Here is a 16597-nt window from a genome sequence, read left to right on the forward strand (position 1 = left end):
TGAAGCCGAGAGTGCTGTCCAGCAGAGGACTCAGACCAGGGCGTGACTCCCAGCTCGCCATGACGGTCAGGGAGCCACGCCCGCCACCGATTGCTTACGGCGTGAGGTAGCAGTTCTTCGCGACGCCGTAGATCGGGTCGGTGCCGAAGACGGTGATCGCGCACGGCGTGCCGCCGGTGAAGGACCGGTACACGAACCGGCCCGCAGCACCATAGGCGACGGTCCGGACCCCGGTGAACGCACACGTCCCCGATTCCGCCGCCGCGCACGAGGTCGCATACCCCGAGGGAGCCCCCGTTCGCAGGTAGCACGACTTGGCGACGCCGTAGATCGGGTCGCTGAACGCGGCCGGACCGCAGGTGGTGCTGCCGCCCGTCGTGGTGGCGACGGTGAACGCACCGTTCGCGCCGTAGGCGACGACCTGCCCGGCGGCAGCGGAACAGTTGCCGCCCTCGCCCGCGCACGATGTCCAACCACTACCCGGCCCGCCGACGGGCGCGCTGTAGCAGGACTTGGCCACACCGTAGGCGGGATCGCCGAACGCTCCGTTGCCGCAGGCGACAGACCCGTTGGCGAGCCGGTACACGAACGCGCCGTTCACGCCGTAGGCCACCATCCGGATGTCACCGGTGCTGCAGGTCCCGTTCTCGGCGGCGCACAGGGTGTAGCCGCTGGGTCCACCCGCCGGGGCGACGTAGCAGGACTTCGTCACCCCGTAGGCCGGGTCGCCGCCGAACGCCGCCGCCCCGCAGGTCACCGGCGAGCTGACCAGCTTGTACGCATACCCGCCCGCGCCGTAGGCGACGACCCGCGTGCCGGTGAACGTGCACGCCTGCCCTTCGCCGGCGCACCGGGTGTAGCCGCCCGGCAGTTCGGCGCCGATCGCGAACGGGCTGACATCGACGGTGAACTTGAGGTCCCGTGCCGGTTCGGCGGTGAAGGTCGAACCGCTGGTGACCCGGTAGCTCTCCGCACCACCCGGGTACGGATCACCGTCGTTGTACTCGAACCCGTAGCAGCCGACCGTGGCCGCCGTCCGCAGGCGCAGCTGGTAGGCGTGGCCCGCGTCGACGCGTACCCCCGGAGTGGTTTTCGCCGTGCTCGGAGCCCAGGTGGTCGTCACCGGTTGCGTGCCGAGCACCGTGCCGTTCGCGGCGTCGACGATGTCGAGGAAGAGCGGCGCGTTGGGGTCGCCGGACTGGAAGGTGGTCACCGACGCGCCGGTCAGGACACCGGAGGCCGACGGGGTGAAGGACTGCTGCCGCTCGACGGCGGAGGTGATGTCGCAGTAGTGGCGGAAGCCGTCGAAGCCGCTGCCCTGGTTGAGCTGCGGCAGGCTGTTGTAGGTGCCCGCGGTGCCGGTCGCCAGCGACGCGGTGAAGGAGCTCACGCAGTCGATGGTGTTGAGAATGTCGCCGGTGAAGCTCATCGGGCCGATGAAGAAGTTGGCGAGCGACTCGTTGGGAGCGCGGTTGTTCCAGCGGTCCGACACGAAGTAGTAGCCGGTGGTGCCGTTCTGCTGGGCGACCGGCAGGACGGCGAGTGGCTGGCCGCCGCAGTTGTCGGCGTTGACGAGCCGGGCTCGCCAGCGGGGTTCGGCCCGGCCGCTCTGGTGCACGCCGTTCGGGTCGTACCAGGCTCCGGACCAGGGGCCGAGCATGGAGGTGGCGGTCATCTCGCCGGTGCCGCCGGAGCAGTAGGCGCAGCTGGGTTCGGACATCAGCGCGTGGTAGACGCCGTTGCGCTTGAAGACGGCGAAGCCCTCGACATCGCCGAGCCCGAGCCGGACGTTGGCGCCGGTGGTGCCGAGGTAGTCGGGGGTGAGCTGCTCGACGACCATGTCGGCGGTGAGCCCGGCCGCGACCTGCACGGTGTTGTGGATGAGGTAGCCGGTGCCGTCGTCGTCGACGAAGAGCGACATGTCGATGGCGCCGCCCACGGCGAGCGTCGGGTTGGGGCGCCGGGTGAAGGGGCCGGTCGGGGTGGGGCTGGTGTAGACGGCGTAGCTGTTGCCGATCCCGGCGTCGGACCACAGCACGAAGGTGCCGGTGGCGGCGTTGTACTTGACCTGGGCCCGGAAGCAGTAGCCGCAGGTCCCGGCCGGGACGGCGTGGCCGCGGTCGGTCCAGTGCACCAGGTCCGGCGAGCTGTAGACCTTGAACCCGCAGAACGTCGAGTTGATCTGGTACTTGTAGCCGCAGGCGTAGCTGGTGCCGTAGAGGTAGTAGGTGCCGGCGTACTGGATCAGCGAGCCGTCGTGGGCGTCGAGGGCGTTGCCGTCCACATCGAACCGGCTGAGCTGGTGGCCGGCGCTGTCGGAGTTGCTGATGGTGATGGTCACGGCCGCGGCGGCGGGTGCCGGGGCAAGCCAGGCGGCTGAGGTCGTCGCGAGCAGCGCGGCGAGCGCCAGGCTGGCCCACCTGCGCAGACCGGGGAAGCGTATGGACATCCTTGTCCTTCGTTAGCAATTATGAAACGATTCAATTCACTGGACCGGGACGACGGTCCATGACGTGAGATGTGCCAGAGATGTTGCGGGACGGGATCGCCTCTGTCAACGGCCGTTCCGACGGCGGAGGGGGTCCCATTGACAAATAGGAAATCTGCCTGCAACATTCGGCCACATCCGAAGCGGGCTGTTCCGTGTCGGACACGGCGTGATTGAAACGTTTCATATCGCGGAGGTCATCGATGCGCACACCCATCCACCGATCGACGAGCGCCTGGGCGGCGGCCGTGCTGCTCGCGGCGCTCACCACGGGGGTGGGCCAGCAGTCCCCCGCGCTCGCCGACCCGCCCGCCGGGGAGCTGGCCGTCCTCAACTACGCCCCCACCTCCCGCACCCTCGCCCCGGTCGCCGTGCACAGCACCGCAGGCACCGTGACCAGCCCGCAGAACGTGCTGTCCCAGCAGAACACCCGGCTGTCCGGGACCGGCTCGGCGATCGTGCTCGACTTCGGCAAGGAGGTCGGCGGGCTCGCCACCCTCTCCTTCCACGGCACCAGCGACGCGAGCCAGCAGGTGGGGCTGGCGTTCAGCGAATCCTCGCTCTACGTCGGGCAGGGCAGCGACGCCAGCAACGGCGGCGGTGGCGCCGACGGCGCGATCGTCGGATCTGCACCGGCCAACGGGTCCTACACGATGCCGACGGCGAAGCTGCGCGGCGGATTCCGCTACCTGACGGTCTTCCTGAACACGTCCGGCTGGGTCGACCTCTACCGGGTGTCGCTGCAGTTCAGCCCGGTGCCGACGATGGCCGACCCCAGCGCCTACCCGAACTACTTCCTCTCCAACGACACCCTGCTCAACCGCATCTGGTACGCGGGCGCCTACACCGTGCAGACCAACACCATCGCCCCCGACCAGGGCCGGGTGTGGGGACCACCCGCCACCGGCTGGAACAACGGCGCCACCGTCGGTGTCGGGGCCAGCATCCTCACCGACGGAGCCAAGCGCGACCGGACCGTGTGGCCCGGCGACATGGGCATCTCGGTGCCGACCGCCTACGTCTCCACCAACGACATGCTCTCCACCCGCAACTCGCTGCAGACGATGTTCAACGCGCAGACCGGATCGGGCGAGCTGCCCTACGCCGGGCCGCAGGTCAACTTCTACGGCTCCGACACCTATCACACCTGGTCGCTGCTCGGCACGTCGCTCTACTACTCCTACACCGCCGACAAGTCCTGGCTGGACTCCATCTGGGGCAGGTACAAGCTCGGCATGGCCTTCATCACCAACAAGATCAGCGGCAACGGGCTGCTCAACGTCACCGGCGCCAACGACTGGGCCCGCAGCAACCAGGGCGGCAACAACATCGCCGCCAACGCCATCCTCTACGCCGCACTGCTCGGCGGTGCCGAACTCGCCACCGTGGAGGGCGACACCGCCCTGGCCGGCACCTACAGCAGCAGGGCCGCGACACTGAAGGCGGCGGTGAACTCCCTGCTGTGGAACCCGGCCGTGGAGTTCTACCGCGACAACCCCGGCAGCACCCTCTACCCGCAGGACGGCAACGCACTGGCGGTCTGGTACGGACTGACCGACACCCCCGCCAAGGCCACCGCGATCACCGGCAACCTGACCGCACGCTGGAACACCTTCGGCGCGGTGACCCCGGAGAAGGGCGGCAACATCGGCACCTTCCCCGGCTCGATGGAGGTGCACGCGCACTTCACCGCGGGCAACGACCAGAAGGGCCTGGACCTGATCCGCCGCGAGTGGGGCTACATGCTCGACAGCCCGATCGGCACGAAGAGCACCTTCTGGGAGGGCTTCAAGGCCGACGGCACGTTCGACTACGGCGGCTCCTACCTCAGCCTCGCCCACGGCTGGGCCACCGGACCGACCTCGGCGCTGACCTTCAACGTGCTGGGCCTGTCCCCCGCGCCCACGGTCGGCGTCTACCGGTTCGTGCCGCACCCCGGCGACCTGACCAGTGTGGAGGGCCGGATCACCCTGCCGCAGGGAGCGCTCAACGCGTCCTGGTCGCGCAGCATCGCCGCCGGTACCTTCACCTCGCACCTGGTCAGCCCGGGCCGGCACCACCGGCGTCATCGGGGTGCCCAAACTCGGCGGCGCCAACGTCGTGGTGAGCGTCAACGGGGCCACGGTCTGGAACAACGGCACCTTCACCGCCCGGCCGGGCGTCAGCGGCGGCAGCCAGGACGCCAACTACGTCTACCTCACCGGGGTCGGCGGCGGCACCTACGACCTCGTCGCGACCGGGGTCGGCTCCCCGGCCGAATTGCCGGTGGGTTTCACCCACTGCGCGGTCGAGTCCGCCACCTGCTCCTTCACCGGCACGCGGGTGGTCGCGTTCGGCGCGGGCTCCTACACCTACAGGACCATCACCAACGGTACGGCGTGCACGGGCACGGCTATCGGCGCGGACCCGGTGTTCGGGGTGCTGAAGTCGTGCTTCGTCGCCCCGGTCGGCGGCCCGAGCGGCTGGACCGCCTGCGCGGCCGACGGGGGCACGTGCGCCTTCACCGGCACCCGCCGGGTGGCGTTCGGCGCGAACGGAGCCTTCGCCTACGCGCTGCGCTCCGGCGGCACCGCCTGCACCGCTGCGGTCTTCGGCGATCCGCTGCCGGGCGCCGCCAAGCAGTGCTACCTGCCCCCGGCGGGTGGTCCGGGCACGGGCTGGACATCGTGCGCCGCCGAGAACGCCGTCTGCGCGGCGGCGATCGGGCAGCCGGTCGCCTACGGAGCGAACGGCGCGTTCGCGTACACCCCGTCGACCGGCTCGGTGACCTGCGGCAACACCCTGTTCGGCGATCCGCTGTCAGGGACGGTGAAGTCCTGCTACACCCGGTCGGGGCCGCCCCGCCGGCTATGCGAACGTCTGCGCCGCAGAGAACGGCACCTGCACGTTCAGCGGGTTCCAGACCGTGGCATACGGCGCCGACGGCCGCTACGTCTACCGCTCGTTCACCGGTAGCGCGCCCTGCACCAGCACCGCGATGGGCAACGATCCCATGTTCGGGGTCGCCAAGTCCTGCTTCCTGGTCGGTTGAGCGTCATCGCCGGGGGTGTGATCCAGGCACCGGCCTGGGTCACACCCCGGCGACGGGAACGAGCACGGACCGGCTTCCGCCGCCGCGCGGGCGGTCAAGCCGTGCTCCGAGTCTCCGGAGTCGCCGGCACCCCGCCCTTTCGTGATCGATGATCTTCAATTGTAACTTAACCGAAACTCAACAATGATCGAGCACACTTCGTAGCGCGGCAGCTACCGTTGCCTCCCGGCATGGTTTATCCATGGATCCCCATGGCTACGCGTTTGTGTTCCACGCCGTCCACCTGCCGAGACCGAAAACACGGAATGACGTCTCGACTGCGCATTTCGGATTAACCGACCGCGGTCAAGGAGTGGAGGAGGGATGGAGTTCCAATTGCTTGGACCGCTGGAGATCAGGTTCGGCGACCAGGTCGTGGCGGCAGCACCGAAACAACGATCCTTACTGGCTGCGCTCCTGCTCGGCGCCAACCGGATTCAATCGACCGAATACCTTGTCCGGGCGCTATGGGGCGAATCGCCGCCAATAACCGCCCGGAACCTGGTAAGCGTATATATTCATCAAATTCGCCGTTCCATTCGGACCGCCGGCGGATCCGTCGCCGAGCAGATGCTCATCACTCAACCGCCGGGATATCTGTTGCAGGTGCCCGACGACGTGGTCGATCTGCGCGCATTCGAACGCCTTGTCGCCGAGGCCCGGCTGACCGCGCGACAGGACGTGGCGCGTACCTCCCAACTGCTCGGCAAGGCGCTGCAGCTGTGGCGGGGACCGGCGCTGTCCAACGTGGCCTCCGAGGTGATCCGGGAGGTCGAGCTGCCCCGGTTGGAGGAGGCCCGGCTCAGCGCCACCGAGGCCCGGATCGAGGCCGATCTGGCGCTGGGCAAGCATGTCGAGCTCATCGGCGACCTGGAGCGGCTGGTCAGCAGCCATCCGTTCCGGGAGCGGCTCTACTGCCAGCTCATGCTCGCGCTGTATCGGTCCGGGCGACGGGGTGAGGCGCTGCACGCGTACCAGAGATGTCGGGACGTGCTCGTGGCCGAGCTGGGCATGGAGCCCGGACCGGAGCTGCGCGGCCTGCTGCGGGCGATGCTGGACGACGACGCCTCGCTGCGCCTGGCACCCGCCGGGCAGGAGGTCACCGTCAAGGCGATCGCTCCGATCCCGTCGCAGCTGCCCCGGGTGGTGGCCGACTTCACCGGGCGGACGGGCGAGCTCGACCGGCTGGAATCGTTTCTCAAAAGCGACGGCGGCAACGACGGCGACGGCGATCCGGCCCACGGACCGGTCGCGCTGATCGCGGGGATGCCGGGCGTCGGGAAGTCCACGCTCGCCATCCGGGCGGCCTGGAGTGCCCGGCACCGCTACTACGAAGGGCAGATCTTCGCCGAGCTGCGCGGGTCGACGGCGTCCCCGGCCGATCCGGGCGAGGTGCTCGCCGGGATCCTGGTCGCGTTCGGGCTGGACCGCCGGGTGCTGCCGGTCGATCTGGCCGAGCGGCAGCAGCTCTACCGCAGCTATGTCGCGGGGCGGCGGGTCCTCGTCGTGCTCGACGACGCCCGCAACGAGGCGCAGGTCCGGCCCCTGCTGTGCGCGGGCCCGGGCAGCGCCACGATCATCACGAGCAGGAGCATGCTCCCCGCGCTGGAGTCCGCTCGACGGCTCGATCTCGGCGCGCTGTCGGTCCAGGAGTCGATCGAGCTGCTCACCAAGATCGTGGGGGCGGACCGGGTGGCCGCGGAGCCGGAGGCGGCGGCCACGATCGTGCGGCTGACCGGCAACCTGCCGCTGGCGATCCGCATCGCCGGGGCGAGCCTCGCCGCGCGTCCCCGCTGGCCGCTGGCGCGGCTGGCGGCGCGGCTGGCCGACGACAAGCGGCGCGTGGCCGAGCTGGTCATCGGCGATCTGTCGGTCGCCGACGCCTTCCACCCCAGCTATCTGGCGCTGGACCACCAGTGCCAGATGGTGTTCCGTTTCCTCGGCCGCCTTCGCCAGCGCACCATCGGATCCGCCCTGGTCGGGGCGTTCATGCAGCTCGACGCAGCCGCGGCGGAGAGCCTGGTGGACCGGCTGGCGCAGGCGAACCTCATCGAGGTGACCCGTTACGACCAGGACGGGCAGATCTGGTTCACCCTCCCGGTCCTGCTGCGCGACTACGCCCGCGAGCGGCTGGCCGTCATCGATTCCGCACCCCGGCGGCTGCTCGCCGCGGGCGACCGCGGCTGAGCCCGTCCGTCCTCCACAGTGGAAAGGATTGATCCGTCGTGTCCCCGTACACCGTGCCCATCCGTCCAGCAACGGCTCGCCGCCATCTGGGCGGAGGTCTTCTCCCTCGACCGGGTCGAACCGGACGACGACTTCTTCGACCTCGGCGGCTACTCGCTGATCGCGGGCAAGATCGCCGGGCGGGTGCAGGACGCCTTCGGGGTGGACCTGCCGGCCTCCGTACTCTTCGCCCATCCGACCGTCGCCGCGCTCAGCCGGGAGATCCAGTCACGCCAGTCCCCGGCAGCCGCCCGGAGCGCGATCACCCGGACCGCGTCGACCGGCCGGACCGCGCTATCGCTGATCCAGGAGGAGGTCTGGTTTCACCACCGGCTCGCACCGGAGAACGTCGCCTACAACACGCAGTGGTCGCTGCGGGTGACCGGGCCGTTCGAGGTGGACGTCTTCGAGCGGGCGATTTCGGCCCTGACCGAGCGGCACGAGATGCTGCGGACGACCTTCGGCGAGGACGAGGAGGGCCAGGCCTGGCAGCAGGTGCACGATCCGGCCCCGGCGCGGGTGGCACGGTACGACCTCGCCGGGCTGCCCCCGGCGGCGCAGGCGGAGCGGATCGAGCAGATCGTCCGGGACGAGACCTCTCGGCCGTTCGACCTGGCCCGGCTGCCGCTCTTCCGCTGGATCGCGATCCAGCTCGCCCCGCAGGAGCACGACCTGCTCGTCGTGGAGCACCATTTCGTCCACGATGGATGGTCGTTCACGGTGCACACCCGCGAGCTGGCCGAGCTCTACGGCGCATTGCGCGCCGGGCGGGAGGCGGCCCTACCGGAACTACCCGTCCAGTACGCCGACTTCGCCCGCTGGCAGCGCGCCGCCCTCGACTCCGGCGAGATGGCGCACCACCGGCACTACTGGCACGAGGCCCTGGCCGGGACTCCCCCGGTGCTCGCCCTGCCCGCCGATCGCCCCCGGCCGAAGCACCAGCGGTTCCGGGGTGCGGAGATCCGGCTCGACCTTCCGGCGGCCGTCGCCAACCCGCTGCGCGACCTCTGCCGCGGCGCCAACGCGACTCTCTACATGGGCATGCTGGCGGGCTTCGTCACCTGGCTGCACCGCTACACCGGGGAACGCGACCTGTGCGTGGGTTCCGGGTTCGCCAACCGGCAGCGGGAGACCGAGGACCTGATCGGGATGTTCGTCAACTCGGTGGTGCTGCGCTGCCGGGTCGCCGGATCGGCGTCCTATCTGGACGTTCTGCGGGAGGTGCGGCAGGCGGTGCTCGGCGCGAGCGAGCATCAGGCGTACCCCTTCGTGCGGTTGGTGCAGGAGCTGCGGCCGGGCCGCGACCTGTCGGTCAACCCGCTGTTCCAGGTGATGTTCAGCTTCCACGACACCCCGGCCCGGCAGCTCGACTTCGACGGCTCGCCGGTCTCCATTCTGGAGCGTGCCAACGGCTCGGCGAAGACGGACCTGAACATCGTGGTGATCCCGCGGGCGGAGCGGCTGCTCGGCGGCCGGGACGAGCACGCCGACCAGGTGACGGTCTTCTGGGAGTACAACTCCGACCTGTTCGACCCGGCGACCGCCGAGCAGATGGTGGAGCAGTACCGGCTGATCCTGACCGCCGCCGTGGCCGACCCGGCCGCGCCGGTGTGGCGGCTGCCGATCGTCAGCGCGGCCCAGCGGGAGCTGCTCGACCAGTACGCCCGAGGCGCGGCGTAAGCACCCGGGCCACCGCGGCGGGGTCCTCGTGCACCGCGAAGTGGCTGCCCGGCAGGGTGTGCAGGTCGAAGGTCCCCAGCGTGTGGTCCGCCCAGCCGATCAGCTGGGCGGGCCGCACGCTGGGGTCGTCCTCGCCCGCGAACGCCACGATCGGGATCTCCAGCGGCTCCTGCCGGCGGTGCACCGCGGCCGCCAGCCAGCGCAGATCGGCGCGCAGGACCGGCAGGATCATCGCGAGCAGCTCTGTTTCGGCGAGGATCGCCGCCGGCATGCCGCCCCAGCCGATGAGCTCGGTCAGCAGCTCGTCGTCGGGCAGCACGGCGAGCCGGCCCACCAGGGGGTCGGGTGCGTCGGGCGGCAGGGCGGCGGCGACGTAGAGCCCGATCGGCGGCGGGAATCGGCGGTGCCGCAGCTCCCGTGCCGTCTCGAAGGCGATGCGGGCGCCCATGCTGAGCCCGAAGAGGGCGTAGGGGCGGTCGGCGTAGGCGGCGACGGCGGAGGCGATCTCGCCGATGTCGATGGAGTGCGGTTCCCGCCGCCGGGTCTCCCTGCCGGTGAGCTGCAGCGGCAGCACGTCGACGCCGGGCGGGAACGCCGCCCGCCAGGCGCGATAGGACGAGGCGCCGCCACCGGCGTGGGGGAGGCAGAGCAGCCGGACTGCGGCGTCGGGGTCAGGCCGCCGGCCCGAGGGGAGCCAGCGGCCTGCCTCCGTCGTCAAGACTCCGACCAGATCGCCGCGCAGAGCTCAGCCACGGTCGGGTGGTCGAAGACGATGCTGAGCGGGACCTCGACCCCGTGGTCGCGCCGGAGCCGGGCGACGACCTTCGCGGCGAGCAGGGAGTGCCCGCCGAGCTCGAAGAAGTCGTCGTGGACGCCGACGGCCGCCACCTCCAGCACCTCGGTCCAGATTGCGGCGATCGACGCCTGTCGCGGGGTGGCGACGGCCGGCTCGGTGGTGGTGAGCCCGAGGGTCGGCTCGGGCAGGGCGCGCCGGTCGACCTTGCCGTTGGCGGTCAGGGGCAGCTCGTCGAGCGGCACCCACAGGTCGGGGACGAGGTGGGCCGGAAGCCTTTCCCGCAGCCAGTCGCGCAGGCCGGTGACACTGTCCGCATAGGAGTCCGCGAGCACCGGATAGGCGACGAGGCGCCGCTCGCCCGCGCCCGCGCCGTGCGCGACGACGGCGACGTCCCGGATCAGCGGGTGGCGGCGCAGGGCGTCCTCGATCTCGCCGGGCTCCACCCGGTGTCCGCGGATCTTGACCTGCTGGTCGAGGCGGCCGAGGAACTCGACGACCCCGCCGGGGCGGTACCGGGCCCGGTCGCCGGTGGCGTAGAGGCGGGCGCCGGGCTGGTCGGCGTACGGGTCGGGGACGAACCTGCTCGCGGTCAGCGCCGCGTCGCCCCGGTAGCCGCGGGCCAGGCCCGCTCCCCCGGCGTAGAGCTGGCCGGGCACGCCGACCGGGACGAGCTGCAGGTGGTCGTCGAGGATGCGGACGGTGGTGCCGTTGATCGGGCGGCCGATCGGGACCGGGTCGGTCGGCGACGGGCTGTCCGGCACCCGGTGGCAGGTGGTGAACGTGGTTCCCTCGGTCGGGCCGTAGCCGTTGACGACCTGGCAGCCCGGCAGCTCCTGGACCGCCCGCCGGACCCGCGCCGGATCGAGCACGTCGCCGCCGGCCAGCAGCTGCCGCAGCCCGCGCAGGTCGGCGAGGCTCTCGTCGACCATGAGGTGGAACTGGCCTGCGGTGAGCCACATCGTCGTGACCCCGTGGACGCGGATCAGATGGCCGAGCTCCGCCGGTGACGGGGCGTGGGCCGGGCCGACGACGAGCCGCCCGCCGGTCAGCAGGGCGCCCCAGATCTCCAGGGTGGACGCGTCGAACGCGATCGAGGAGATCAGGGCGAGCGTTTCGGACGGTCCGAGCCGGGCGTAGTCGGCGTCCCGGACCAGCCGGACGACGGCCCGGTGCGGCACCATCACGCCCTTGGGCACGCCGGTGGAGCCGGAGGTGTACATCACGTAGGCGAGGTTGTCCGGCGCGACCGGCAGGTCCAGGTCGCCCGTCGGCCGGTCACCGCTCACCTCGTCCAGGAGGACCACGGTGGCCGGGCCCGCGATCGACTCGCGGAACCGGCCGGAGGTCACCACCACGTCCGCTCCGCTGTCGGCGAGCAGCTGCGTCGTCCGATTCCGGGGGTACGCCGGATCGAGCGGCACGAAAGCCGCACCGGCCTTGAGGATCGCCAGGGCGGTCACCACGAACTCGGCGGAGCGCTCCAGCAGCACCGCGACCGGCCGGTCCGGCTCGACCCCGTGCTCGATCAGGTGCCGGGCGAGCCGGTTGGCCTGCTCGTTGAGCTCCCGGTAGGTCAGCCGGGCGGTGTCCCCGTCGAGCGCGACGGCGTGCGGCCGCTGGGCGGCCTGCCGCTCGACCAGGGTGTGGATGCACGCCTCAAGCACGGTGGCGGGCCTCTCCTTCGGCTTCTCGGCCAGCTCGCGGCGGCGGCGCAGCCGCGACGGCGCGGGGGCGGCGGGGCGGGGCGGTTCGGCCGGTGGGCGCTCCTCCACGATGGAGAGGTGACCGGCGAGCGCCGCGATGGTGGGGTGCTCGTAGAGCGCGATCATCGGGATCTCCCGGCCGAGCTCCTCCTGCAGGCGGGCGCGCAGCCGAGCCATGAGCAGCGAGTATCCGCCGAGGTCGAAGAAGTTGTCCGTGGTCGTCACCCGGCCGACGCCGAGCAGCTCCTGCCACAGCCCGATCAGCAGCCGCTCGGTGCCGGTCGCCGGGGCGGGCTCGGCGGCCCGTTGCCGGGACGCGGGTTCCAGCGCGGCGAGCGCCGCCCTGTCGACCTTGTGGTTGGCGGTGTGCGGGATGCTGTCGACCGGCACGAACGCGCTGGGTACGAGGTAGGCGGGCAGCCGCTCGGCGAGGAACGGCCGCAGCTGCGCACTGCCGACCGGTGCGGAGCCTCGGGGCACGACGTAGGCCACGAGGCGGCGTTCGCCGTCCGGGGCGGGCCGGACCGCCGCGACCGCGTCCGCGACACCAGGGTGTGCTCGCAGCGCGGCCTCCACCTCGGCGGGCTCGACCCGGTGGCCGCGGATGTTGAGCTGCTCGTCGCCCCGGTCGAGGAACTCCAGCCGCCCGTCGGGGCGCCAGCGGGCCCGGTCGCCGGTGCGGTAGAGCCGGGATCCCGGTTCGGTGGCGAACGGGTGCGGCACGAAGCGCTCCGCGGTCATCCCGGCCTGCCGCAGGTAGCCGCGCGCCAGTCCCGCGCCGCCGAGGTAGAGCTCACCGACGGTTCCGACGGGTACGGGTTGCAGCTCGGCGTCGAGCACGTGCGTCTGCACCCCGGCGATCGGCCGCCCGATGGGGATCGTCGGCCCGACACCGTCGACATCGTCCACTGTGGAGGTGATGGTCGCCTCGGTGACACCGTAGGCGTTGCGCAGCCCGACCGTGGTGTGCTCCCGCCACCGGGTGACGGTCTCGATGTCCACGGATTCGCTGCCGACCACCATCAGGCGCAGGTCGGGCAGGTGACCGGCCGGTCCGGCCTCCTGCCGGGCCCACTGGCGCCAGTAGCTGGCGGGCAGGTTGGCCACGGTCACCCGGCGATCGTCGAGCAGCCGCGTGAACGCGGCCGGGGCGAGCGACGGGTCGGCGAGCGGGACGACGCAGCCGGTGGCGAGCCACGTCGCGAAGATCTCCTCGGCGGCCACGTCGAAGCCGATGCCGGCGAACTGGAGGACCCGGTCGGTGCCGGTGAGCGCGTAGCGGGCCCGGATCGCGGCGGCGTGGTTGGCGAGCGCGCGATGGGTCACCCCGACCGGCTTCGGCAGCCCGGTGGAGCCGGAGGTGCTCAGGACGTAGGCGAGCTGGTCCGGATGCCCGAGCGACACCGGCGGCGTGTCGGGCAGCCCGCTGAGGTCGAGCTCCTCGACGAGGACCGGCTCGACGCCGGGAGGCAGTGATCGGGCGAGCTCCCGGGTGGTGAGGACCAGCCGGGCACCGGCCTGCTCGATCAGGGTGGCGAGCCGCCCGGGCGGGTGCGCCGGGTCCAGCGGCAGGTAGGCCGCGTCGGCCGTGAGCACCGCGAGCAGGCTGCCGAGCAGCCCCACGCCCCGGGGCAGGCACACGCCCACCACGTCGTCCGCCCCCGCCCCGAGGCGGCGCAGGTGGTGGGCGAGGCGGGCGGCGGTGCGGTGCAGTTCGGCGAAGGTGACCTGCTCCTTGCCGGTGTCGATGGCGGGCGCGGCCGGGCTGTCCGCGGCGGCCTGTGCCAGCAGCGCGGGCAGCATCGCCGGGGCGGCGGTGGCCGGTGGCGCCCCCCATTGCCGCGTCAGTTGCCGCAGCTCCGCCGGGTCGAGCAGCGGCAGCTGCCACAGCGGCGTGTCCGGTGCGGTGAGGAAGGCGTCGAGCAGGCGCAGGTAGCGCTCCGCCAGCAGCTCGATCGTGCCCGGCTCGAAGAGGTCCCGGCGATAGGTGAGCAGCCCGCGTTGCCCGGCCCGGCCGGCCTCGACGGTGAGGCTGAGGTCGAACTTGGTGTAGCGGGACACGGGGTCGACGACCTCGACGGCGAGGCCGGGGAAGGCGGTCGGGTCGGCCGCCACATACTCCACGGAGAAGACCGTCTGGATCAGCGGGCTGGTCGTCGCCGACCGCTCGGGCCGGACCGCCTCGACCAGCCGGTCGAAGGGCAGCTCCGGACGGGCGAGCGCCTCCAGTGTGGTGCGGCGGACCTGGTCGAGGCAGTCCGCGGCGGTGCAGGTCGCGGTGTTGGTGATCCGGATCGGCACGGTGTTGACGAAGAATCCGACGAGCCCTTCGAGTTCGGCGCGGTCCCGTCCGGCGACCGTGGTACCGATGAGCAGGTCGGACTGCCCGGTGAGGCGTTGCAGCAGCACGGCGTAGACGGCGAGGAGCACCACGAACGGCGTGGTGCGGCGGGTCCGCGCCAGCGCCAGCACCCGGCGCCAGGTCGGATCCGGCAGGGCGAAGGCGTGGGTGGCGCCGACGAGGTCGGCGACGGGCGGGGCGGGGTGGTCGGTGGGCAGGGGCAGCCGGTCCGGCGCCCCGGCGAGCTGGCCCCGCCACCAGTCCAGCTCCCGGTCGCCGAGCGCGCCGGTGAGCTGGCCGCGCTGCCAGACCGCGTAGTCGGCGTACTGGATGGGAAGGGGGTTGAGGGGTGGCTCTTCCGAGCGCAGCCGGGCGGCGTAGCAGGTGGCGAGTTCGCGGTGCAGGACCTCCAGGGACCAGGCGTCGCTGATGATGTGGTGCAGCACCAGGATCAGGACATGGTCCGATGTGGAGAGTCGGGCCAGGGTGACCCGCACCAGCGGCCCGCGGGCCAGGTCGAACGGTTCCTCGGTGCAGGCGGTGAGCAGCTCCGCCAGCGCCTCACGAGGCTGCGCCGACAGGTCGGCCACCGCCATCGGCAGCACGGCCTGCGCGGCGATGCGCTGCATCGGCTCCCCCGCCACGGCCGGGAAGGTGGTGCGCAGCACCTCGTGCCGCGCCACCAGGTCGTCCAGCGCCGCCCGCAGCGCGGGCACGTCGAGGTCGCCGCGCAGCCGCAGGCAGCTGGGCAGGGTGTAGACCGCCGAGTCGGGCATCAGCTGGTCCAGGAACCACAGCCGCTGCTGGGCGTAGGAGGTGGGCAGCGTGACGTTGCGGTCCCCGGTCATGGCTGCCCGCCCACGGTGGCGAGTTCCTCGTCCGGTGCCGACACGTCCCGGACCGACCGCAGCGCCGACAGGGTGGGCGGCGCGATCGCGACGAGCCCGACGGCGAAGGCGGCCCAGAGCACGGCCCGCGACCCGACCTGGCTCGCGGCCACGCCGCCGGCGACGGCGCCGAGCGGGATGATCCCCCACACCACGAACCGCATCGAGGAGTTCATCCGGCCCAGCAGCCGGTCCGGGGTGACGGTCTGGCGCAGGCTGATCTGCGCGATGTTGTAGACGACCGCCGAGACGCCGGCGGCGAACAGCCCGGCGGCGACGAGGAAAGCGCCGGCCCTGCCGTAGGCGAGCGGGAACAGCACCGAGGTGGTGGCGAAGACGGTCACCGACACCACGATCGTGGGCCCGTAGCCGAGGCGCGGAGCCAGCCGGCCGCTGAGCACCGCGCCCAGCAGCCCGCCGATGTTGCCCGCGATGACCACCGCGCCGATCCAGACCGGGGACAGCCCGAGGTCGCGGACGGCGAACACGAGTAGGACCGCCTGGTTCGCGCCGAGCGCGAGGTTGAGGGTCGCGGTGGTCAGGGCGATCGGCCGCAGCAGCGGGTGCGAGATGACGAAGCGCAGCCCTTCGCCGATCTCGGCGAGCAGCCGGTGGCCGCCCTCCGGGACGACCGGCGGCTGCTCGCGGCGCTTGACGGCGATCAGGAACAGCGCGGAGCCGAGGAAGCTCAGCGCGTCGGCCAGGACCGCGACCGGGGCGGTGAGCACCTGCACGAGGCCCGCGCCGAGCCCCGGGCCGACGATCTGCGCGCCGGTCCGCGACAGCTCCAGCTTGGCGTTGCCGTCGACGAGCTGGTCGCGGTCGACGAGCGACGGCAGGTAGGAGCCGTAGGCGACATCGAAGAAGACCGTCAGCACCCCGACGAGGAAGACCACCGGGAAGAGCATCCACAGCTGCAGGAGGTCGAGCAGGTAGGCGGCGGGCAGGATCAGCAGCGCGGCGGCCCGGCCGAGGTCGGCGGCGATCAGGACCGGCCGTCGGCGCATCCGGTCCACCCATGCCCCGGCCGGCAGGCCGACGAGCAGGAACGGCAGGAACTCCACCGCGGTGAGCAGGCCGACCTGGAACGGCGTCGCGTGCAGCGCGATGATCGCCATCAGGGGCAGCGCGATGAGGCTGACCTGGGTGCCGAGCTGGCTGACGCTCTCGGCGGCCCACAGGCGCCGGAAGTCGGCGTGCCGCCACAGGCTGTCTGGTGTGGACACGGTCATCGTCCCATCCGTTCGCGCAGGCTCCGGGGGCGCAGGTCGACCCAGACCTCGGTGATGTGGGCCAGGCACTCGGCCTTGGTGCCGGTGGCGCCGACCGGTTGCCAGCCCGGCGGGACCGGGTGGTCCTCCGGCCAGATGGAGTGCTGGTCCTCGTGGTTGCGCACCACCACATAT

Annotated in this window: 8 protein-coding genes and 1 pseudogene; 4 read left to right on the top strand and 5 right to left on the bottom strand. The window is 71.8% G+C overall.

Features of this window, described 5'->3' with window-relative positions; all coding sequences use genetic code 11:
* Positions 1-94: 94 nt before the first annotated feature.
* A complete protein-coding gene (locus tag F4553_RS05940) occupies positions 95-2449 on the bottom strand; it encodes a family 43 glycosylhydrolase (RefSeq protein ID WP_184833040.1) in 2355 nt (784 codons plus the stop codon).
* 242 nt (positions 2450-2691) lie between these two features.
* On the opposite strand from F4553_RS05940, the gene F4553_RS05945 reads away from it, so the two are divergent.
* The 4 genes and pseudogenes from F4553_RS05945 (at position 2692) to F4553_RS05955 (ending at position 9464) form a co-directional block, all read left to right on the top strand.
* Complete coding sequence (locus F4553_RS05945; RefSeq protein WP_221469706.1) at positions 2692-5664, top strand: alpha-L-rhamnosidase-related protein; 2973 nt, start codon at positions 2692-2694, stop codon at positions 5662-5664.
* A 218-nt stretch (positions 5665-5882) separates the two neighbouring features.
* Positions 5883-6143 (top strand): annotated as a pseudogene (locus tag F4553_RS42870) (AfsR/SARP family transcriptional regulator); the annotation flags it as partial.
* A 21-nt stretch (positions 6144-6164) separates the two neighbouring features.
* Positions 6165-7745, top strand: a complete 1581-nt coding sequence (locus tag F4553_RS05950) for a BTAD domain-containing putative transcriptional regulator (protein WP_312875104.1) — start codon at positions 6165-6167, stop codon at positions 7743-7745.
* 18 nt (positions 7746-7763) lie between these two features.
* On the top strand, positions 7764-9464 hold the full coding sequence (locus F4553_RS05955; protein WP_184833044.1) for a condensation domain-containing protein: 1701 nt from the start codon (positions 7764-7766) through the stop codon (positions 9462-9464).
* Here F4553_RS05955 and F4553_RS05960 read toward each other — a convergent pair.
* The 4 genes from F4553_RS05960 to F4553_RS05975 are packed head-to-tail and all read right to left on the bottom strand — an operon-like array spanning position 9412 to position 16593.
* A complete protein-coding gene (locus F4553_RS05960) occupies positions 9412-10182 on the bottom strand; it encodes a thioesterase II family protein (RefSeq protein WP_184833046.1) in 771 nt (256 codons plus the stop codon). The two genes, F4553_RS05955 and F4553_RS05960, sit on opposite strands and share 53 nt — an antisense overlap.
* Positions 10179-15152 carry a non-ribosomal peptide synthetase gene (locus tag F4553_RS05965; protein WP_184833048.1) on the bottom strand — a complete coding sequence of 1658 codons (4974 nt, stop codon included), beginning with the start codon at positions 15150-15152 and terminating at the stop codon, positions 10179-10181. The genes F4553_RS05960 and F4553_RS05965 overlap by 4 nt, the downstream gene beginning before the upstream one ends.
* Positions 15149-16423, bottom strand: a complete 1275-nt coding sequence (locus tag F4553_RS05970) for an MFS transporter (RefSeq protein ID WP_184833050.1) — start codon at positions 16421-16423, stop codon at positions 15149-15151. The genes F4553_RS05965 and F4553_RS05970 overlap by 4 nt, the downstream gene beginning before the upstream one ends.
* Entirely contained in the window at positions 16420-16593 is a 174-nt protein-coding gene (locus F4553_RS05975) for an MbtH family protein (protein ID WP_376776191.1), read from the bottom strand. The genes F4553_RS05970 and F4553_RS05975 overlap by 4 nt, the downstream gene beginning before the upstream one ends.
* Positions 16594-16597: the final 4 nt, after the last annotated feature.

The sequence above is a fragment of the Allocatelliglobosispora scoriae genome (genome assembly GCF_014204945.1).
Lineage (GTDB): Bacteria > Actinomycetota > Actinomycetes > Mycobacteriales > Micromonosporaceae > Allocatelliglobosispora > Allocatelliglobosispora scoriae.